Origin of the sequence: Mycobacterium sp. E2479 (assembly GCF_001667925.1) — a bacterium.
GTDB lineage: Bacteria > Actinomycetota > Actinomycetes > Mycobacteriales > Mycobacteriaceae > Mycobacterium.
Map to the genome: position 1 here is coordinate 33,831 of NZ_LZJR01000154.1, position 21,303 is coordinate 55,133.

The 21,303-nt window shown below is 65.7% G+C and carries 16 protein-coding genes and 1 pseudogene; 12 read left to right on the forward strand and 5 right to left on the reverse strand.

What is annotated here, in order from left to right; genetic code table 11:
- The first annotated feature begins 59 nt into the window (after nucleotides 1–59).
- Nucleotides 60–1,403 (forward strand): amidase, encoded by a 1,344-nt coding sequence (locus A5686_RS23120; protein WP_067939568.1) that lies wholly within the window; start codon nucleotides 60–62, stop codon nucleotides 1,401–1,403.
- Nucleotides 1,404–1,452: 49 nt separating this feature from the next.
- Here the strand turns inward: A5686_RS23120 and A5686_RS23125 are convergent, their stop codons facing one another.
- Nucleotides 1,453–1,977 carry a DNA-deoxyinosine glycosylase gene (locus A5686_RS23125; protein ID WP_067939136.1) on the reverse strand — a complete coding sequence of 175 codons (525 nt, stop codon included), beginning with the start codon at nucleotides 1,975–1,977 and terminating at the stop codon, nucleotides 1,453–1,455.
- A 40-nt stretch (nucleotides 1,978–2,017) separates the two neighbouring features.
- Here A5686_RS23125 and A5686_RS23130 point away from each other — a divergent pair.
- Both A5686_RS23130 and A5686_RS23135 read left to right on the forward strand, forming a co-directional pair.
- Nucleotides 2,018–3,191: pseudogene (locus A5686_RS23130) on the forward strand (adenylate/guanylate cyclase domain-containing protein).
- A gap of 272 nt (nucleotides 3,192–3,463) precedes the next feature.
- Entirely contained in the window at nucleotides 3,464–4,048 is a 585-nt protein-coding gene (locus A5686_RS23135) for a hypothetical protein (RefSeq protein ID WP_067939139.1), read from the forward strand.
- A 30-nt stretch (nucleotides 4,049–4,078) separates the two neighbouring features.
- Here A5686_RS23135 and A5686_RS23140 read toward each other — a convergent pair whose 3' ends face one another.
- From A5686_RS23140 to A5686_RS23150, 3 genes are all read right to left on the reverse strand, one after another.
- Nucleotides 4,079–5,947, reverse strand: coding sequence for a serine/threonine-protein kinase PknH/PknJ (locus A5686_RS23140; protein WP_067939142.1), 1,869 nt, complete (start codon nucleotides 5,945–5,947; stop codon nucleotides 4,079–4,081).
- Between the two features lie 200 nt (nucleotides 5,948–6,147).
- Nucleotides 6,148–8,061, reverse strand: coding sequence for an ABC transporter ATP-binding protein (locus A5686_RS23145; protein WP_067939145.1), 1,914 nt, complete (start codon nucleotides 8,059–8,061; stop codon nucleotides 6,148–6,150).
- Nucleotides 8,058–9,824 carry an ABC transporter ATP-binding protein gene (locus tag A5686_RS23150; RefSeq protein WP_067939148.1) on the reverse strand — a complete coding sequence of 589 codons (1,767 nt, stop codon included), beginning with the start codon at nucleotides 9,822–9,824 and terminating at the stop codon, nucleotides 8,058–8,060. Before A5686_RS23150 ends, A5686_RS23145 begins: the two co-directional genes overlap by 4 nt.
- Nucleotides 9,825–10,006: 182 nt before the next feature.
- On the opposite strand from A5686_RS23150, the gene A5686_RS23155 reads away from it, so the two are divergent.
- Nucleotides 10,007–10,564, forward strand: a complete 558-nt coding sequence (locus A5686_RS23155) for a DUF3558 domain-containing protein (protein ID WP_067939570.1) — start codon at nucleotides 10,007–10,009, stop codon at nucleotides 10,562–10,564.
- Nucleotides 10,561–11,133: a DUF3558 domain-containing protein gene (locus tag A5686_RS23160; protein WP_197520675.1), complete on the forward strand. Its 573-nt coding sequence runs from the start codon at nucleotides 10,561–10,563 to the stop codon at nucleotides 11,131–11,133. The genes A5686_RS23155 and A5686_RS23160 overlap by 4 nt, the downstream gene beginning before the upstream one ends.
- 64 nt (nucleotides 11,134–11,197) lie before the next feature.
- Here the strand turns inward: A5686_RS23160 and A5686_RS23165 are convergent, their stop codons facing one another.
- Nucleotides 11,198–11,701 (reverse strand): histidine phosphatase family protein, encoded by a 504-nt coding sequence (locus tag A5686_RS23165; protein WP_067939151.1) that lies wholly within the window; start codon nucleotides 11,699–11,701, stop codon nucleotides 11,198–11,200.
- A gap of 210 nt (nucleotides 11,702–11,911) precedes the next feature.
- On the opposite strand from A5686_RS23165, the gene A5686_RS23170 reads away from it, so the two are divergent.
- The 7 genes from A5686_RS23170 (at nucleotide 11,912) to A5686_RS23200 (ending at nucleotide 21,236) form a co-directional block, all read left to right on the forward strand.
- On the forward strand, nucleotides 11,912–13,435 hold the full coding sequence (locus A5686_RS23170; protein ID WP_067939154.1) for a CdaR family transcriptional regulator: 1,524 nt from the start codon (nucleotides 11,912–11,914) through the stop codon (nucleotides 13,433–13,435).
- A 185-nt stretch (nucleotides 13,436–13,620) separates the two neighbouring features.
- On the forward strand, nucleotides 13,621–14,250 hold the full coding sequence (locus A5686_RS23175; RefSeq protein ID WP_067939157.1) for a hypothetical protein: 630 nt from the start codon (nucleotides 13,621–13,623) through the stop codon (nucleotides 14,248–14,250).
- A gap of 242 nt (nucleotides 14,251–14,492) precedes the next feature.
- Complete coding sequence (locus A5686_RS23180) at nucleotides 14,493–15,758, forward strand: FAD-binding oxidoreductase (protein ID WP_067939160.1); 1,266 nt, start codon at nucleotides 14,493–14,495, stop codon at nucleotides 15,756–15,758.
- 131 nt (nucleotides 15,759–15,889) lie between these two features.
- Nucleotides 15,890–16,405 (forward strand): GreA/GreB family elongation factor, encoded by a 516-nt coding sequence (locus A5686_RS23185; protein ID WP_067939163.1) that lies wholly within the window; start codon nucleotides 15,890–15,892, stop codon nucleotides 16,403–16,405.
- Nucleotides 16,406–16,495: 90 nt separating this feature from the next.
- A complete protein-coding gene (locus A5686_RS23190; RefSeq protein WP_067939166.1) occupies nucleotides 16,496–16,963 on the forward strand; it encodes a GreA/GreB family elongation factor in 468 nt (155 codons plus the stop codon).
- A 503-nt stretch (nucleotides 16,964–17,466) separates the two neighbouring features.
- Nucleotides 17,467–18,618 carry an exonuclease SbcCD subunit D gene (locus tag A5686_RS23195; protein WP_067939170.1) on the forward strand — a complete coding sequence of 384 codons (1,152 nt, stop codon included), beginning with the start codon at nucleotides 17,467–17,469 and terminating at the stop codon, nucleotides 18,616–18,618.
- Entirely contained in the window at nucleotides 18,615–21,236 is a 2,622-nt protein-coding gene (locus A5686_RS23200; protein ID WP_067939173.1) for an AAA family ATPase, read from the forward strand. The genes A5686_RS23195 and A5686_RS23200 overlap by 4 nt, the downstream gene beginning before the upstream one ends.
- The last annotated feature ends 67 nt before the right edge of the window (nucleotides 21,237–21,303 follow it).

Genomic DNA, 21,303 nt, shown 5'->3' on the forward strand with positions numbered 1-21,303 from the left:
TCCGATACGCTGCCGCGGTGAACGATGTCGCCTTCGCCGGCGCGGCAGCACACGCGCGCATGCTGGCCAATGGTGAACTGACCGCGCCGGAGTTGCTCGAGGTCTACCTGGAGCGGATCGCCCGGCTGGACAGCCAGCTGCGCTGTTACCGCGTGGTGCTCGCCGACCAGGCTCGATATGAGGCTGCGGTGGCGCAGCAGCGCCTGGATGCAGGCGAGCGGCTACCGCTGCTCGGCGTGCCGGTCGCGATCAAGGACGATGTCGACGTCGCCGGCCAGGTGACGACGTTCGGCAGCGGCGGTCATCGACCCGCTGTCACCTCCGATGCGGAGGTGGTGCGCCGGTTGCGTTCGGCGGGTGCGGTGATCATCGGCAAAACCAATGTGCCCGAGCTCATGATGTTTCCTTACACGGAGTCAACGGCCTTTGGCGCCACCCGTAACCCATGGGATCTGACCCGTACGCCGGGCGGCAGTAGCGGTGGGAGTGCCGCCGCGGTCGCTGCCGGGTTGGCTTCACTGGCATTGGGGTCCGATGGGGGCGGGTCTATTCGCATCCCGGCGACGTGGTGCGGGGTGTTCGGCCTGAAGCCGCAACGCGATCGCGTGCCGTTGGAACCGCACGACGACGCCTGGTACGGGCTGAGCGTCAACGGGCCGATCGCGCGCACGGTGATCGACGCGGCCCTGTTTCTGGATGCGACGTCGACGGTGCCCGGTCCCGGTGGGGAGTTTGTGAGCGCGGCAGGGCGCAGCCCCGGCCGGTTGCGAATCGCGTTGAGCACCAAGGTTCCAACCCCACTGCCGGTCAAAGTCGGCAAGGCGGAGTTAACGGCGGTCGACCAGGCCGGTGCTTTGCTTCGCGACCTCGGCCATGAAGTCATCACCGCCGACCCCCAATATCCGATTTCAGCGATGTTCGCCAACTATCTGCCCCGCTATTTGCGCGGCATCTGCGACGACGCGGACGCCCTCGCCCACCCGGAACGGCTGGAACCGCGCACCCGCAACATCGCCCGCTTGGGGTCATTCTTCTCGGACCGGCGAATGGAGGCCATCCGAGCGAACGAGGATGCTGTGATCTCGCGGATTCAGGCGATCTTCGACGATGTTGACGTCGTCGTCACCCCCGGCACCGCGACAGGCCCGTCCCGTATCGGTGCATTTCAACGCCGCGGCGCCGTGTCGACACTGCTGAGGGTCGGACGATACGTTCCCTATCAACAGATTTGGAACCTGACCGGTCAGCCCGCGGCGGTGGTGCCGTGGGACTTCGACCGGGACGGCCTGCCGATGTCGGTCCAACTCGTCGGCAGGCCGTATGACGAGGCGACCCTGTTGTCGCTGTCGGCACAGATCGAAGCGGCCCGACCGTGGGCCGTCCACTTGCCGCCGATTTCATAAAGCTCCAAGCTTCGCCCGGCTGCGCCGCGCTCGCGATCACCCGCTGGGTCTATCGGCGGTGACCCGCTTCGCCCGGCTGCGCCGCGCTCGCGATCACCCGCCAGGCCGCGAGCTTGGCGCCCGGCCGCATCACGTGAGCCGGGCTGGTCGACGGCAGGCGTTGATATCGGATTCGATCGGGCGCCGTCGCCAGCCTGCGGAAAAGGTCGGCGGCCTTGGCTCCGTTGAAGTACACCGTCTTGATAGTCGGATAATGCGCGAATAACTTACCAAAATCGTTGGCGGCTAGACTTTTTAGTTCAATCGCTGAGTCGGCGCTGCCGACCCGCCGACACGCGTGCAGGGCATCCCAGAGCGCGACACCATGGGACCGCAGGGCCGCCAGTCGTCTGTTGTAGGGTGCGGCCGCGTCAAAACCGAACAGTTCACCGGTGATCGACCAGAACGCATTACGTGGGTTGGCGTAGTACTGGCCCGTCGCCAGTGATTGCGCGCTGGGAAACGAACCCAGGATCAGCGTCCTGGCGCGCTCGTCGACGACCGGCGGGAGTCCCCGCAACAACGGTGTGCTCATCACCTCACATCATGGCTCGCCTTCGTTGTACGTTGGCGACGTGCAGGACGGTGCCGACGACAACATCGACGATTTGCTCGAGGGGCTCGAGGGAAGCGCACGCACCGAACGGGCCGAACTCATCAAATGGCTGTTCGAGCAGGGCGTCACCGCCGAGGAGATCCGCACGACGAATCCACCCCTGCTGCTGGCCACGCGCCATCTCATCGGCGACGACGGTACCTACGTGTCCACCCGCGAAATCAGTGAGGCCCACGGCATCGACCTGGGGCTGCTTCAACGCGTGCAGCGCGCGATCGGTCTGGTCCGAGTCGATGACCCCGACGCGGTAGTGCACATGCGCGCCGACGGTGAGGCCGCGGCCTTCGCCCAGCGGTTCGTGGAGGTGGGGCTGGATCCCGAACAGGTGGTTCTGGTGGTGCAGGTGCTCGCCGAAGGACTGTCGCGGGCGGCTGAGGTGATGCGGTACTCGGCGCTTTCGGCGATCATGCGCCCAGGGGCCAGTGAGCTCGAAATCGCCAAGGCGTCAAAGGCTTTGGTGACCGAGATCGCGCCGATGCTGGGTCCGATGATCGAGCAGATGTTGTTCATGCAGTTGCGGCACATGATGGAGACCGAAGCGGTCAATGCCGCGGAGCGCGCGGCCGGCAAGCCGCTCCCTGGGGCGCGCCAAATCACCGTCGCCTTCGCGGACCTGGTCGGCTTCACCCGGATCGGCGAGGCGGTATCGCCCGAGGAGCTGGGTCACCTGGCCAACCGGCTGGCCGTCCTCGCCCGGGACTTGAGCGTGCCACCGGTGCGATTCATCAAGACCATCGGTGATGCCGTGATGTTTGTCTGCCCGACCCCGGGTCCCTTGCTCGACGTCATCCTGAAACTCGTGGAAGCCATCGACACCGACAATGACTTTCCCCGATTGCGAGCGGGATTGGCCTCTGGAATGGCGGTGAGCCGCGCCGGCGACTGGTTCGGCAGCCCGGTCAATGTGGCAAGTCGCGTCACCAATGTGGCGCGCCCGGGCACCGTCTTGGTCGCCGATTCGGTGTGGGACGACATCGGCGACAGCGGTGAGTTCTCCGGGTCGTTCGCCGGCGCCCGCCGCCTCAAGGGCCTGAAGAACGAGGTGAAACTCTTTCGCATCCGGCGGGGCGACGGGGACTAACGGGCACGCTGCCCGCAAGGATGACACAAGGGCAGGCCCGGCGCGACTCTAGGGGGCGTCTGACTCCGTCTTACGCGTGTCCTACGCGGCCGGATTCCTACCCCGTGTTCCGGCACTTCGAATTGGTCGCTTCCGGGCCTGCTTCGCTAACCAAAATACGCCGTCGAACAGCCCAGATCAACGGCTTTTCTCAGTCGGGTTGTGCCCTGGGAAACCCCTGGCCTGGCGCCGGACAAGGGGGGAGGCGCTCCTCCTTTCTGCCCAGTGTTTCGCTGCTGGAGAAACGGTGTTCCCCTAACTTTGCAACGATGTAATCATGTAATCATGAAGTCCCACCACACACACGGGCGGCGGTACGGCCGCCCCGGGGGTTGGCAGCAAGCCCAGCAACCAGACGCCAGCGACGCCGCGGAATGGTTCGCCGGACGTCTTCCGGATGATTGGTTCGACGACGACCCCACGGTGGTCGTCGACCGCGAAGAAATCACCGTCATCGGGAAGCTCCCGGATCCGACGAGCGCGGAAGGCGAAGCGAGCGAGGCCCGCGCGGCCGGGCGAGCTTCACGATTCCGCGAAGAAACCCGGTCGGAGCGCATGCGCATCGCCGACGAAGCGCAAGATCGTTATGGACGCAAGGTTTCCTGGGGCGTGGAGGTCGGCTCTAGGACAGGCACCGAGCGAATTCTGTTCACCCACATCGCAGTACCGGTCATGACTCGGCTGAAGCAACCCGAACGCCAGGTGCTGGACACGTTGGTCGATGCCGGTGTCGCCCGCTCCCGCGCGGATGCCCTCGCGTGGTCGGTGAAGCTGGTCGGTGAACACGCCGACGAGTGGCTGGCCAAATTGCGCGACGCCATGTCGGCGGTCGACGATCTACGCGCCCAGGGACCTGACCTGCAGTCGTGACAAGGCCGCAGCGCTTTAGTGGTGCGACGGTTAACCTTCCGGCTTTTCGCTGTCGATCTTGGCGACGATCTTGTCGGCGATCTGGCCGCCCTGATCGCTGATGTGGTACCCGCACGCGTTGATGTCGACGACTACGTTGTTGGCCACGCTGAGGGCCCGCTGACACTCCCAGCCGTCCGCGCCCTCCTGGGTGTCCATCAGCGTGACCTTCGGTGGGGCGCCCTGAACCTGGGCGAAGGTCCACCGATAGGTCTTGCTCTTGTTCGTGACGGTCACCGTCTTGCCGGCGCAGCCCTTCCACTTTTCTGCGGAGTTCTCCACGAAGCTCTTGGCCTTGTCGGCGGACGGAAAAAGCACCACGGCCTGGTTGACCCAGTGATCGTAGTTATCGCCCGGCTCCGAAGACACCAGTCCACTGACGGCCGAGTAGCCGGTGCCCGCGTACACACGATCCTGGGTGGTGTAGAGCGCGCCCTGGCAATCGGGCGCGGACACCGTCACCGAGGAGGTGTCCGTCGACGTGATTGGTTTGCCCGGCTGCATCGATGACGAGCCCATCACCGCGTTGATATCGGCCGCGCTGAGCAGCAGCGCGCTGAGGCGTTCGGGCCCCAACGGCGCGGCCTGCGGCAGTTCCGGTTTGGGTCGAACGACCAGCCAGATACCGACCCCGCTCGCGATGACCACGAGCACCACGGCGACGGCCACAATGATCGGCCAGACATTGCGCTGCGGCTTGGGCGCGGGCTGACCCCAAGGCGTCGAGCTGGTGAACTGGGGCGGGCCGCCCCAGTTGGCGTTGCCGCCTTGGTAATAGGGCGGCGCGGGTTGTCCGGCCGCGAGGATCGGGCCGCTGGTTGGGGCCCACGCTTGAGGGCTCTGCGACGGTATCGGACCGGAACTGGGGGTCGGGTCGAATGGCGATGGTGGCGGGGTGTTGTACGTGGGCTGGTACGCCGGTGGAGGCGCTGGAGCGGCGTGGGCCTGCGCGCCGGGGATGTCCGCGGTGGGCAGGGCGGCTTCCTGGCTGCGACGCAATATAGTGGCGGCTCGGTCTTGATCGGGGTTGCTGAGCGCTTCCTTGGCGGCCAGGGCCAGGTCACCCGCGCTGGCATAGCGGTCTTCGGGCTTTTTGGCCATGCCACGGGCGATCACCGCGTTAAAGGCCTTGGGGACGCCCGGGCGCTGCTCGCTGGGCGCGGGGATGGGGTCCATCATGTGCGCGGAGACCAGCACGCCGGCGCTGTCGGCTCGATAGGGCGGGGATCCGGTCAAGCACTCGAACAGCACGCAGGCCAGCGCGTAGATGTCGGCGCGGTAGGTGACCTCCGCATCGGAAAACCGTTCTGGGGCCATGTATTTCCAGGTGCCGACCGCGGTGCCGAGCTGCGTGAGCTTCTCGTCGGTGGTTGCGCTGGCGATGCCGAAGTCGACCAGATAGGCGAAGTCATCGCGGGTGACCAGGATGTTCTGCGGTTTGATGTCGCGGTGCATCACTCCGGCAGCGTGGGCGGCGTCGAGCGCGGATGCGATCTGGGTGATGATGGCGACCGCGCGGGGTGGAGTCAGCGGGCCGAAGCGCTTGAGCACACTGTCCAGATCGGTGCCCTCGACCAAGCGCATCTCCAGAAACATCTGGCCGTCGATCTCGCCGTAGTCGTGCACCGGCACCACGTGCGGTTCCTGCAAACGACCGGCGGTGCGTGCTTCGCGTTTCAACCGCTCACGAAAGACCGGGTCTCTGCTGAAGCTTTCGGAGAGGAGTTTGACCGCAACCGTCCACTCCTTGACGGTGTGTTCGGCTTCGTAGACCTCACCCATCCCACCACGCCCCAGCAGCCGTTTTAGGTGGTAAGGGCCGAACATCGACCCCGCCCGCGAGGACTGCTCGTCACTCATTCCTAATCCTTCCAAACCGACCCCTGGACTGCCGGTCTCATCCAAGACTTTGTGGACAGACACATGATTGCAACCCGTGACTGAGCAATCATGACGGTAAGCGCCCACCCGTCTCACCGCACGATAACGGGAGCAATTGCCGCGCGTGTCAGCACGGGTCGGCTTGCCGAGGTCCCACCCTCGCGGCCGCAGATCCGGCGCTAGGCCTGGGTCATCGCGTAATACGCGCCCCGCCGGGCGACCAACTGGGCGTGACTGCCCTGTTCGACAATCCGACCGCTCTCGATCACCAGAATTCGGTCGGCATCACGGATCGTCGAAAGTCGGTGCGCGACGATAAAACTCGTGCGATCGCGACGCAGTTCACACATCGCGTGCTGAATAAGAGCCTCGGTGCGGGTATCGACCGAACTGGTCGCCTCGTCGAGGATCAACAATTGTGGGCGGGCCAGAAATGCGCGTGCGATGGTGATCAGTTGCTTTTCGCCGGCGCTGATGTTGGCGCCGTCACCGCTGATTCGGGTCTGATAGCCGGCCGGCAACGCCTGCACAAAACGATCGACGTAGGCGGCTTTGGCGGCGTCGAGAACATCGTCTTCACTGGCATTGGGACGTCCGTAGGCGATGTTCTCCAGGATCGTTCCGTCGAAAAGCCACGTGTCCTGCAGCACCATGCCGATTCGAGACCGCAGCGACTGCCTGTCCATCGTGGTGATGTCGACACCGTCGAGCAGGATCTGGCCCGCGTCGACGTCGTAGAACCGCATCAGCAGGTTCACCAGCGTGGTTTTGCCCGCTCCGGTCGGACCGACGATCGCGACCGTGCTGCCCGGCTCGGCCACCATGGACAGGTCTTCGATCACCGGGATGCCCGGGCGGTAGGCAAAGCTCACGTGAGCGAATTCGACGCGCCTACCCGGTCGGGGTGTGGTGCCCGCCGGGCCGGATTGGGCGGCAGGCATGGGATCCGGCGATTCCTCGGGTTCGTCGAGCAGCGTGAAGACGCGTTCGGCGCTGGCCGCCCCTGATTGCAGAGTGTTGTACATGCCGGCCAGCTGGCTCAGTGGTGAATTGAATTGCCGCACATATTGAATGAACGCCTGGATGTTGCCCAGTGTGATCTGACCGGTGGCCACCTGCAGGCCACCGGTCACCGCAACGGCGACGTAGCCGAGGTTGCCGATGAACGTCGTCGCCGGTGCCACCAGCCCGGAAAAGAATTGGGCCCCGAAGCTGGCGTGGTAGACGTCCTCGTTGAGGTTGCGGAATTGCTCGCGCGCGGCGGCCTGGTGGCCGAACGTCGTGACCACGGTGAAACCGCTGTAGGTCTCCTCGATGTGGGCATTGAGGCGCCCGATGCTTGTCCACTGGGCGACGAACAGCCGCTGGGAACGTCGCGCGATCGCTCGCGTCGCCAGCAGTGACAACGGCACTGTCAGCACGGTGATCGCCACCAGCAGCGGCGAGATGGACAGCATCATCGCGAGCACCGCCACGACGGTCAAAACCGCTGTCAGCAGCTGGCTGATCGTCATCGACAGCGAGGTTTGGATGTTGTCGATGTCGTTGGTGACGCGGCTGAGCAGTTCACCACGTTGCCGGCCATCGAAGAAGGACAACGGCAATCGGTGGACTTTGTTTTCGACATCGGAACGCAGCGTCACCATGGTGCGCTGCACGGTGACATTGAGCAGCCGGGCCTGCGCCCAAATCAGCACCGCGGAAACGAGATAAAGTCCGAGGGCCAGCGTCAGGGTTCGGGCGACCGCCCCGAAGTCCACGCCGTGGCCCGGCACCACGTTCATTCCGGACAGCAAGTCGGCGAAAGTGTTGTCGCCTCGGCTGCGTGCGGCGGCGACGGCCTGCGCCTTGGTGATTCCGGCCGGGAGCCGGCGGCCGATGACGCCGTTGAACAGCAAATCGGTGGCATGCCCCAGGACCCGCGGCACGACCACTCCGATCGCCGTGCCGGTGATTCCCAAGACCATCACCGCTATGCACAATCGCCGTTGCGGCGCAAGCTGTTTCACCAGGCGGGCGGCCGCGCCCCAGAAGTCACGCGAACGCGTGACGGGAGCGGGCCGGCTGGCCGTCGTGGTGGCCGCCCGGGTCACGACGTGCCCCCGACTTGGCCCGACCGCACGGCGCCGACCGACTGCGAGTCCGCGAATTCGGCGTAGGTGAGGCAATCGGCCAGCAGTGATTCGTGCGTGCCCACGCCCACCAGGTTTCCGTTGTCGATAACGATCACCTGGTCGGCTTTGGATGCGATCGAGATACGTTGGGTGACAACGACGATGGTGGCATTGCCGGAAGCCTCCTGCAGTGACGCGCGGACCCGGGCGTCGGTGCGCGCGTCGAGCGCGGCGAACGGGTCGTCGAATAGATAAATGGCCGGCCGGCGGATTACCGCCCGTGCGATGGCGAGTCGTTGCCGCTGACCGCCGGAGAAGTTGATGCCGCCCTGGGCCACGCGCATGTGCAGCCCATCGTCGTGGGCACGCACGAAATCGTCTGCCGCGGCGATCCGCAACGCTTCCCACATCTGTTCGTCGGTGACTGACTGGTGTGGTGCAGCGCCGTACCGCAGGTTGTCGGCAACCGTTCCGGAAAACAGGTAGCCGCGCTGGGGAACCAGCCCAATCGCCGACCACAACCGCTCGGTCTGGTAATCGCGGACGTCGATGCCGTCGACCGTGACGGCTCCGCCGGTCACGTCGTAGAGCCGACAGATCAGCGAGACCAGCGTCGACTTGCCCGAACCGGTGCCGCCGACGATGGCGGTGGTGGCTCCGGGCAGCGCGGTGAACGAAATATTCTGCAGCACCGGGCGATCGGCGCCCGGATAGGTGAACGTCGCGCCGTCCAAACGTATCGTCCCGGTGATCGCTCCGCGGGGGGACAGCGGATTCGGAGGGTCAATTACGGCGGGGCGGGTGGCGAGCACCTCGGTGATCCGTTCGGCGCAGACGGCGGCCCGCGGCAACACCACCAGCGTCATCGTCGCCATCAACACCGCCATCAGGATCTGGGTGAAGTAGGCCAGGAAGGCGGTCAACGAGCCGACCTGCATCTGGCCGCGGTCGATGCGCAACCCGCCGAACCAGATCAGCGCGACGCTGGACACGTTGATGGTCAGCGTGGTCACCGGCAGCATCAACGCCTGCCAGTTGCCCGCGGTCAGTGCGGTCTTCGACAGCGCGGTGTTGGCGCGGGCGAAGCGGTCGCGCTCGAAATCTTCGCGGGCGAATGCGCGGACGACCCGGACGCCCGCCAGCTGGTCGCGCATCACCCTGTTGATGCCGTCGATCAGGCCCTGCATTCGGCGGAACAGGGGCAGCATGTGCGACATCACCCAGTAATTGGCCACGGCCATTATCGGCACGCTGACCAACAAGAGCCACGTCAGCGCGGCCTCCTGACGGATGGCCATGAAGATCCCGCCGAGGCACATGATCGGGGCCGTCACCAGAACGGTGCCGGTGATCTGGACCAGATATTGGATCTGCCGCACATCGTTGGTGCTGCGCGTGAGTAGCGTCGGCGCTCCGAATCGGGCGGTCTCGCGCTCGGAAAAGGTGGTGACGTGTTCGAACATCGCCGCGCGTAGGTCGCGTCCAAAGCCCATCCCGGTGCGCGAGCCGAAATAGACGGCCCCGACCGAGCACAACACTTGCAAGGCGGTGACCCCGAGCATCACCATGCCGAGCCGGACGATCGTGGTGGTGTCGCCCTTGGCGATGCCCTGATCGATGATGGCGGCGTTGACCGTCGGCAGATACAGCGATGCGAGGTTGCTGACCAGCTGCAGCGCCATCAGCACCGCGACCAGCCGTCGGTACGGCTGGATGTACTGGCGCAGCAGTGCCAGGAGCATTGGGTAACTGTCGCATACCGTCCACCCGGCCGTCCTCGCCAACCACCGGACGGTCAAGGTTCGCCCAGCGCTTGTTGGCAGCCTGGAATTACCTGCTCAGGCGCGTCGGTGGTTGACCCGCTGGGCTGCCGCTACAGTGCATCGTGTGGACCAGCAGCGGGCGGAACGGAAGCAGGGCAGCGGTGCGGCGTGACACGAGGGCGCTGGCTCTCGTGGCGTCAGCATTGACGATCCTGATCCCCGCGGCCGCGGGCTGCTCGGATTCCGGCGGCAACAAGCCGGGAGCGACGGCGTCGTCGACACCGCAGAGCGGCCAGGGCAGCCACGGCGCGATGTTCCCGCAGTGCGGCGGCATCAGCGACCAGACCGTGGCCGAGCTCACCAGGGTCAACGGACTGATCAACACCGCCCGCAACTCCGTGGGGTGCCAGTGGCTCGCGGGCGGTGGCATCCTCGGTCCGCACTTCTCTTTCTCGTGGTATCGCGGTAGCCCCATCGGGCGCGAGCGCAAAACCGAGGAACTCTCGCGTGCCAGCGTCGACGACATCAACATCAACGGCCACAGCGGTTTCATCGCCATCGGTAACGAGCCCAACCTGGGCGACTCGCTGTGTGAGGTGGGCATTCAGTTTCAGGACGACTTCATCGAGTGGTCAATCAGTTTCAGTCAGAAGCCGTTCCCGCCGCCATGTGACATAGCGAAAGAGTTGGCTCGTCAATCGATTGCGAACTCGAAATGACGGCCGCGATGCGCGCCGGATCGCGCAGCAGAAGGACAGCCCGCAATGCGGCAACGGCATTGCTTGCCGCGTTGCTGGTGTTGACTGGCTGCTCCCGCTCGATCGGAGGCAACGCGGTCAAGGCTGGTGGCAATGTGCCCCGCAACAACAACTCCCAGCAGCAGTATCCGAACCTGCTCAAGGAATGCGAGGTCTTGACCAGCGATATCCTCGCCAAAACCGTGGGCGCCGACCCGCTCGACATCCAGAGCACGTTCGTCGGTGCGATCTGCCGCTGGCAGGCAGCCAACCCGGCCGGCCTGATCGACATCACCCGGTTCTGGTTCGAGCAGGGCAGCCTGTCCAACGAGCGCAAGGTGGCCGAATTCTTGAAGTACAAGATCGAGACGCGTTCGATCGCCGGCATCGACTCGATCGTGATGCGGCCCGACGACGCGAACGGTGCGTGCGGCGTTGCCAGCGATGCGGCCGGGGTGGTCGGATGGTGGATCAACCCGCAGGCGCCGGGCATCGATGCGTGCGGACAGGCCATCAAGCTGATGGAGCTGACGCTGGCCACCAACTCCTAGCGGCGATCGCAAGCGCGGCGAAGCCGGGCGCGGCGGGTCGCCGCCAACGACTAGCCTGCCGACCTCAGCGCGGCACCTCGAAGTCGATCAGCGTCGCCGTCCCGAGTTCCAGCTCTTTCCAGGCGCACGGCACCGTGAGCACCGCTATCGCCGACGTCGGAAACTTGGCCGAAATACGTTCGGCTGCAGTATTGTTCGTATCCGGCGCTGCGCCGAGGCCCAGTGCCAGGGCCGACATCGTCGGCTCATGCCCGATCACCAGCAGCGTGCCGACGTCGTCGTCCACCGTGGTGATCTCGTCGATCATCGTGCCCGGGGTGGTCGCATAGAGACGTTCGCTGTATCGCACCGGCGCCTCGATACGGGTGTTCAGCAGCGTCTCACGGGTGCGTGTCGCCGTGGAGCAGAGCACGCGCTCGACAGTGGGCGCATGAGCACGCAGCCAGTCGCCGGCGAGGCCGGCCTGCCGGATGCCGCGCGGTGCCAACGGCCTCTCATGGTCGGCCACGCCAGGCGGGTAATCGGACTTCGCATGCCGCATCAACAGCAAGGTGCGGTGACCAGTCACGAAAAATCAGATTAATCAGTGCGGCCCCGAGACGGCTACGCCGAGTGCTCGTCACCATCATCATGATCATTGCCTGATTGACAGGACCCGCTCGTGAACGCGCGGCAATCCCGTAGCGAGGCCTGACTGAGAAAATCGGGCAAGACATTTCCCTGGGACGCGCTTGACTCCTGGTTAGGCTGACTAGCAGTTCGGCATGAGGAGCCGCCGGTGATCACGTTGGACCGCTTGGTGAACGTGCTGGGTGGTTATGGAGTCCGCTTGCGTTGGTCGTCGGTGCCCAGGTCGACCGAATTGCGCAGCGTGGTGATCCACGAACCCGCGTCGGACCGTGTGGCGGTAGGCGATGTTCTGCTGGCCATCGGTGCCGGTTCCCTTGGCGAAGCGGTGCAGTGGGCTGCTTCAGCGCGCGCTGTCGTGGTGTTGGTGCGCGCCGGTGAGGAACCGATCGCGTTTGACGAGGACGCCGAAATCGGCGCGGTCATGGTCGTCGACCCGACGCTGACGTGGAGCGAGGTGAGTACGGTCGTCTACGGACTGGTGCTCGAGGGCCGTGAGACTGAATCCGGTCGTGGCCCAACGGATCTGTTCGCGCTGGCCGATAGCCTCGCGGACGCCGTGGGCAGCCCGGTTGTCATTCACGATGGGCGGTTGCGGGTGCTGGCGTATTCGAAACTGCAACAGCATGCCGACCCGGCGCGGGTGCAGACCATCTTGGCACGACAGACACCGGAGCAGCTGCGCGCTGTGTTCGATGCGCGGGGCGTATTCGCACACCTGGGGGTCTCCGACGAGCCGCTGTTTGTCCCCGAGGACTCCGAACATGGCTTGATCGGGCGCATGGTGGTGGCCGTGCGCTCCGGGGGAGAGCTGATCGGGTCGGTGTGGGTGGCGTGTTCGGCGCCGCTGGACGAAGCGGCGCGCACCGCCTTGGCCGACAGTGCGCACACGGTGGCCCTGCATCTTCTGCGGTCACGAGCCAGCGCGGACTTGGAGCGCCAAGTCGAATCCGAACTGGTGATGCGGTTGCTGGAGGGCACGGCTGATGCCGCGATGGTGGCGAGCAGGCTGGGTTTGCCGCATGACGGTTTGAGAGTTATTGCGCTGCAGGCGTTCATCGGCGATGAGCGCGATGCCGCCCTGTTGATGGCGTTCGAGCGCGCCACTGCCGGGTTCGGCTGGTCACGGCCTGGTCGCAGCGCTTTGGCGGCCAATATCGTCTACACGCTGCTTCCGGGTGGGCAGGCGGCGTCGGCGAGGCGCTGGGTAACCGGTCTGCGCGCGGCCCTCCCCGAACAGGTGACGATGTTGGCCGGCGTCAGTGGTGCGGCTGAGGTGACGGACCTCGCCGCCGCACGCCGGGAAGCCGAGGAATGTCTTGCGCTGCATGAGATGTCACCCGAGGCCACGCCTCCGGTCTATGACGAGTCATGGGCCGACATCCTGCTGCAGCGGTTGCGCACTGCGGCGCGCTCAGGCCGCTCGCCATCCCGTGGCCCGGTGGTCGAGCTCGGCCGCCATGACCGCGCCCACGGGACCGATTACGTGGCCACGCTGCGCGCATGGCTGGAGGCCCAGGGTGACCCGACCGAGGCCGGTGAACGGCTGGGAGTGCACGAAAACACCGTGCGTTACCGACTGCGCAAGATGGCCGAAATCACCAATCTGCCGCTAGACGATGCCAGGAAGCGGCTGGCGATGATGATAGAACTCGCGGCCATCGACACAGATTGATCGAGGCCGCTGTCGGCACCCGACAAACCGAGGCGGCGTCGTTGTCCGGTTGCGGCAAAGCTTTCGGCAGCGATCCACACCATCATGAAGGTTGCCAACTCAGAGGGCAGGTTTGAGGGAAGGCGGGTTCACGCCGCCCTCGCCATACCTCAAACCCACGAAGAATCGCCGATAGGAAACGTTCGATGTCCACCTCAGACCCCGATCATCGATCGATCGCCGACCGCCGACCGGATGATGACTCCGCGATGGAGACCTTCAGCGTGCGTTTGCCGTGGAGGTTGTTCATGCGCCTGTTTGGCCGTAATCCGCTGATACGCACGACGGACCGGGTGGAGGCAATGGTTTTGGCGTTGGTCGTTGCGGCGTCGCTGATCGCCGTGCCTATCAGTGCAGCCGTGGGCACAGCGGTCCACGATTCTCGAAGCCGGCTCTATGCCGAGCAGGTCCAAACTCGTCACCCGGTGACCGCGACTGTTACCGGAGGCAGTCACCCTGGCCGCAACCTTGAAAGCCCCACCGTGACCGTTCCGGCCCGATGGTTTGCCGCCGGGACCGAACGCACCGGCGACGTCACCGCGCCGCTGACAGCCAACATCGGCGACGATATTGAGATATGGGTCGATGACGAGGGCGTCCCGGTCGCCCGACCGGTGAACACGGCCCGCGACGACGCGCTGGCCTTCGCAGTAGCGACCTGGTGGGCCGTGAGCCTCTTGGCGGTCGCCCTGTTCGCCCGGGTACGTATCACGCTTGACCGGCTCCGCTACGACGGATGGCAACAGAGCTTCGACCGCCTCGTCGAGCGACGATAAGCAAGCGCGCGCCTGCTTCGATCCCCAACCCAGTCCCGCGGTGCGCGTCCGCGGGATTGAGTTTTCCTACCTACGAGGCGCTCTCGTCGCTCAGGCTGTGGTCGCTTCGGGTGCGCCGCGGCAACACGTTGTCGGGCGGCGACAATGCTTCGCACTGTCGTTGTCGGTTTCCGGCAAACACCGATGTGCCCGTGCAGCCCACCATGGAATTACCAAGTCAAATTCAGTTGCGGAGGTGTGCGATGGGTAGCGTCGAGCGCATTGAGGGCGGACCCAGGTCGGCGATCGTCATCGGCGCCGGCATCGTCGGATTGTCAACGGCGTGGTTCTTACAGGAGCGCGGCGTCGATGTCACGGTGATCGACCGCACCGGCGTTGCGGCCGGTGCGTCGTGGGGTAACGCCGGCTGGATCGCCCCGGGGCTGACCCTTCCGTTGAACTCCCCGGCGGTACTTCGCGGGGGGCTCCGTTCCCTTTTCGACTCGACAGCTCCGTTACACATGCAGCTGACCGCCGACGCGCACCTGGGTGTCTTCTTGATGCAGTTTCTGGCCAATTGCCGGCGATCGTCGTGGCAACGGGCGATGCGAGCCAACGTCGCGCTCAACGAGGAAAGCATCGAAGCTTTCGACGTGCTCACCGCCAATGGAGTCGATGCTCCGGTGACCGACTCGCCAATCACCGCGGTGTTTCGCAGCACCGAAGCGGCGCAGCGCCTGATGGACACGCTCCATCAGCTTGAAAACGCCGGTCAGACAATGTATGTCACCGCCCTGGCTGGCGAGGCGTTGCGCGAGCAAGTGCCCCTGGCATCGCCGGCGGTCACCGCCGGGCTGAACATCAATGGTCAGCGCTTCGTTGACCCGCGACGGTTCGTGGAAGCCCTGGGCCGTTCGGTGGTGTCTCGTGGGGCCGCTGTGCGCACTCTGGAGATCGACGACGTGGTCAGCACGCGCTACGGCGCTATGGTTTACCCGCGCCGCAGCACCCCGCTGTTCGCGGACGCCGCGGTGATTGCCACCGGGGCACGGCTGCCACGGTTGGCCAGCCGGTGGCTGCCGGTCCCGGTGCACGCCGGTCGCGGCTACTCGTTCACCGTCCCCGTGGATCGCCCGGTATCGGGCCCCATCTACCTGCCGGACGCACGGGTAGCGTGCACGCCCTACAAAGGCGCGCTGCGGGTTTCGGGCACCCTGGAATTCCGCCAGCCGCGCGAAGCTCGCGCCGCCCAACGGGTGGAGGCCATCGTCGCGTCAGTCAGCCCCTTGCTGGATGGAGCACGCTGGGACGTGCGCAGCAATCTGTGGGTGGGTGCGCGCCCGGTCACCCCCGATGGCCGGGCATTGATCGGTGAGGTGGCCCGTGACGTGTACGTGGCGGGCGGGCACGGCATGTGGGGCTTAGCGCACGGCCCCGTGACGGGTCGACTGCTAGCCGAACAGATCACCACCGGCAAGCAACCCGAGGCACTGCGCGATTTCGATCCGTTGCGCCGAACCGGACGCTAACCGCTCACGAGAAACCTCCAACCGCACCGGAGCTTCGCCCACCAAGGGCCTCCGAGTCGTCAGCGGCGGCTGCCTACCTTGGCCCGCCTCTGACGACGCTCCCCCGATAAACGAAAGGACACCCACTCAAAATGACCAGCACTGAATCCGTCTGGATGACACGACAGCACTACAACCGCCTGCGGAATCAACTCAACGCGTTGCGGTCAGGGCTGATCGTTGAAATTCCGGACGACTCAATGGACTTCGACGCGAACCGCATAGCGCTGCAACGACGTATCCGCGCAATCCAGAACCTTCTGACCAAGGCGGTCATCAGCGAGAATCCTGCCGATGACCCCACCGCCGAACCGGGCATGGTTTTGACCATCCGCTACGACGTCACCGGCGAGACCGAAACGTTCCTCTTGGGCAGACGCGGCAGCGAAGGCGCCGACGTCAAGGTCTACTCGATGGCGTCGCCGTTGGGCCGTGCAATAGCCGGCGCGCGCCCCGGCGACCAGCGCATCTACTCGATTCCCGATGAGACAGGACGACTGGTGACGCTGCTGGAGGCCGTGCCCTATGAGATGTACCGAACGAAGTGCGCCCGGTCGCAGTCAGCCCGCCGCGCGCCGATGTCAACAGCGACTCAAGCACCTTACTAACAGATATCGTCCGGAGACCAACCGCACCAGCGACTTTCGCGTCCCCGAGGCCGCGACCGCAAACCCCCTCACATTAGGAGAGCAACGACCATGACCAGCACCCAACCCGTGTGGATTTCACCGCGCGGCTATGAGCGGCTACAAAGGGAACTGGCCAGGTTACGTGAGTTGCACGGCCGCGCAGCCGCTGACAGTCAGTCGGACGACAACGCCATCGCCGTCCAACACGCGTCGCAAACCAGAATCCAACGAATTCATGATTTGTTGGTCAATGCCGTCGTGGGAAAAGACCCACCCGACGACGGGATCGCCGAGCCTGGCATGGTTTTGACCGTCCGTTACGACGATACCGGTGACACCGAAACCTTCCTTTTAGGTGTGCGCGGCACGGAATGCAGCGACATCGAGGTTTACTCCAAGGCATCCCCGCTCGGCGCCGCGGTCGCGGGCGCACGCCCCGGCGAACGGCGCACCTATACCCTGCCCAGTGGCGCGACCCTGACCGTCACACTGCTTGAAGCCGTGCCGTACGGAGTTCACACGGCCGGTGTGACGTGACGACCGATCATCTAGCCGCGATTCAGCACACGGCGCCCGGAGATGTTGAACCACAACCATATACGTCGGGAGCTCAGACACGACGCGTTCAATCGTCCATCACTGGCGGTCCTGCCCGGGCGGGGGTGATCACATGATGTTCGAACTAATCGACCCGGTGGCGACAATGTTTCTCCTGCTAGCGGCTGTGGGCCTGATCGTGGCCGTCGGGTACGGACGCAGCTGAATCGTCACCGTACCCGAACGCTGATTGAGGCAGGTCGACACGACGCGCCGGCCGCCTCGCGTCGCGCGCCGTACCCATGGTCCCGCTCGCTGCGCTTGCCGCGTCGGCGACTGGGCTGAGGATTGGGGCGACGCAGATAACGCTGGCACCCGCTGGTGGATCACTTGTCGGATTTCTCAGACCTAGACGTGCCGGTGGAGGTCCCGCTTGTTGTCGGTGCGCAGACCTAAACTCGCGATGCCCTGGTAAACACGCACTTCGCTAGGAGGTCGCCGGCATGCGATTCCTGCACACAGCCGACTGGCAGTTGGGCATGACCAGGCACTTCCTCGCTGGTGACGCGCAGCCCCGTTATTCGGCGGCGCGCCGCGACGCGGTTGCCGGTCTGGGCGTGTTGGCGGCAGAAGTCGGCGCCGAGTTTGTCGTCGTGTCGGGTGATGTCTTCGAACACAATCAGCTTCCGCCCAACGTGGTCGGGCAATCCCTGGAAGCCATGCGCGCCATCGGGATTCCGGTGTACCTGTTGCCCGGCAACCACGATCCTCTGGACGCCGCATCGGTGTACACCAGCGCGCTGTTCGCCGGCGAACGTCCCGACAACGTCGTGGTGCTCGATCGGGGCGGTGTGCATCAGGTCCGTCCCGGGGTCCAGATCGTGGCCGCGCCGTGGCGGTCAAAGGTGCCGACCACCGACCTGGTCGCCGACGTCCTCGACGACCTGACCGCGGGTGTCAGCACCCGGATCCTCGTCGCACACGGCGGTGTCGACGTCCTGGATCCCGATCGGGACAAGCCCTCCTTGATCCGGCTCGCCAAGGTCGACGACGCGCTGAGCCGCGGCGCGGTGCACTATGTGGCGCTGGGGGATAAGCACTCGCTCACCCAGGTCGGTGACACCGGCCGGGTGTGGTACTCCGGTTCCCCGGAAGTGACCAACTTCGACGATGTGGAATCCGACCCCGGTCATGTCCTGATCGTCGACATCGACGAGGCCGACCCGCAGCGGGCGGTCGTCGTGACGCCACGGCACGTCGGAAGCTGGCGGTTCGTCACGATGCACCGGCAGGTCGACACCAGCCGCGACATCGCCGATCTCGACATGAACCTGGATCTGATCACCGAAAAGGATCGAACCGTGGTGCGTCTGGGGCTGACCGGTTCGTTGACGGTCACCGACCGCGCCGCGCTGGATGCCTGCCTGGACAAATACGCGCGGCTGTTCGCCTGGCTGGGCCTGTGGGAACGTCGCACCGACCTGGCGGTGATCCCGGCTGACGGCGAATTCAGCGACCTCGGTATCGGAGGTTTCGCCGCCGCGGCGGTCGAGGAACTGATGGCCACCGCGCGCGAGGAGGGCTGCGCGACCGCCGCGGATGCGCAGGCGGCGCTGGCGCTTCTGCTGCGCCTTACCGACCGGGGCGTGGCGTGAAACTGCACCGGCTGACCCTGACCAACTATCGCGGCATTTCGCACCGCGAAATCGAATTCCCCGACCATGGCGTGGTGGTGGTGTGCGGCGCTAACGAGATCGGCAAGTCGTCGATGATAGAGGCCCTGGATCTGCTCCTGGAAGCCCGCGACCGCTCGACGAAGAAGGAAGTCAAGCAGGTCAAGCCCACCCACAGTGACGTGGGTTCGGAGGTATCCGCGGAAATCAGCTGCGGCCCTTACCGTTTCGTCTACCGGAAGCGCTTTCACAAGAAATGCGAGACGGAGCTGACGGTGGTCCGGCCGTGCCGCGAACAACTGACCGGCGACGAAGCCCACGAACGGGTCCGGGCGATGCTGGCCGAGACGGTGGACAGCGACCTGTGGCACGCCCAGCGGGTGCTGCAGGCGACGTCGACCGCCGCGGTGGATTTGTCCGGGTGCGACGCGCTCTCGCGGGCGCTCGATGTGGCCGCCGGAGACAGCGGGGGGCTATGCGGCACGGAACCTTTGCTGATTGAACGCATCGACGCCGAATACGGGCGTTACTTCACCCCAACCGGACGGCCGACGGGCGAGTGGGCGGCCGCCATAACCCGGCTGGCCGACGCCGAGGCGACGGTCGCCGAGTGCGCGGCGGCCGTTGCCGAGGTCGACGATCGGGTGGCTCGTCATGCCGTGTTGACCGAGCAGGTGGCCGACCTCTCCCAGCGCCGGATCGCCGCCGGACCGCGGGTTACCGCCGCGCAGGAAGCCGCCGACAAAATCGCAGCGCTGACCGCGCAGCGGCGAGAAGCTCAACTTGTCGCCGAGGCAGCTGCCGCCACCGTCGCGGCGGCCAACGGCGCCCACACAGCACGCCGGCAACTGCTCACCGAGATCGACACCCGGGCCGGTGCCGTAGCCGAAATACAAACGCAGGCACTGGAAGCCGCGGCTGCCCAAGCCGCCGCTTGCGCGGAGGCCGAAACAGCCGGCGCCGCCCTGCAACAGGCCACCGAGACTCTCGCCGAGCTGGAACGCCGCACGGAAGTTGCTCGGCGCACGGTCGACCAACTCACCACCCGCGAAGAGGCCGACCGGCTGACCGCGCGGTTGGCCAAGATCGAGGCCATCGAGCGAGAACGCGAGCGGATTAGCGCTGAGCTCAGCGTCATCGCCGTCACCGAGGCAGCGCTCCGGCGAATCGAGGACGCCGCGGCCGCGGTCGACCGCACCGGGGACCAGCTGGCACTGACCTCGACGGCCATCGAATTCAGCGCCGCCGCAGACATTCAACTGGTCGTCGCCGACCAGCAGATCTCCTTGCCGGCCGGGCAAAGCTGGTCGATCACCGCAGCCGGGCCTACCGCGGTGGAGGTTCCCGGCGTTCTGACCGCCAGGGTCACCCCGGGTGCGACCACACTGGACATTCACGCCAAACATGCTGCAGCACAAGAAGAGTTTGCGGCGGCGCTGGCCGCCGGTGACGTGGCCGACCTTGCCGCAGCACGGTCCGCCGATCAGCATCGCCGCGAGCTGCACAGCACCCGCGATCAGCTCACGGCGACTCTGGCCGGCCTGCATGGTGACGAACAGGTCGACGAGCTGCGGTCGCGGCTGGCGCAGCTGCACGCCGAAGAACTCGCCGGGGCCGAACCTGTTTTCGTGGATATCGGCGCTGCCCGTGCCGAACTCGCCACGGTCCTCCAGGCCCGAGCGGCCGCATCAAGCGAATGCCAGGCCCGTCGTCAGGCCGCTGCCGCCGCCGCGACCGGGCTCGCCGAGTTGGCCACGCGGGCAACGGTTCTGCAAAACGCCTTGGAGACTCGGCGCGCCGAGCTGGACGCGGCTGCCGCCCGGCTGGCGGCCGAGCGCGCGTCGGCCGAGGATGACGAACTCGCGGCCGCGTCGGTCGCAGCGTTGGCTGCGTCTCAGGCAGCGCAACAACGAGTCGCCGAGCTCACCGACGCCTTGGCCGCGGCATCACCGGACGCGGTCGCCTTCGAGTTGACCGATGCCAAGAAGGAAGCCGACACGCTGCGTGAGCGCTACGAAGAAGCCAGCCGGGCGTTGCGTGAGGTCACCATCGAACTCTCGGTGTTCGGCACCGAGGGACGCCAGGGCAAGCTCGACGCCGCGGAAACAGAACGCGAGCACGCCGCCACCGAACACGGCCAGGTGGGCGGCCGCGCGCGGGCGGCGCAGCTGTTGCGCTCGGTCATGACGCGCCACCGTGACACCACTCGGCGGCGTTACGTTGAGCCCTACCGAGCGGAACTGCAGCGGCTTGGCCGCCCGGTATTCGGCCCGAGTTTCGAGGTCGATATCGACAGCGACTTATGCATCCGCAGCCGCACGATCAACGGCATTACGGTGCCATACGAATCATTGTCGGGTGGCGCGAAGGAGCAACTCGGCATCTTGGCGCGGTTGGCCGGCGCGGCCCTGGTCGCTAAGGAGGACGCCGTCCCGGTCGTGGTCGACGACGCGCTCGGTTTCACCGACCCGGAGCGGTTGACCAAGATGGGCGAGTTGTTCGACACCGTGGGCACCCACGGACAGGTAATCGTGCTCACCTGTAGCCCCGAGCGTTACAACGGTGTCAAGGGCGCACACCGCATCGTTCTCAGCGCCTAGCCCTGGCGGCCGCCGATAGCCGACCACTGGTCAGCCAGATTTGCTGCCGGCTGGTCGCCTTGCCTGC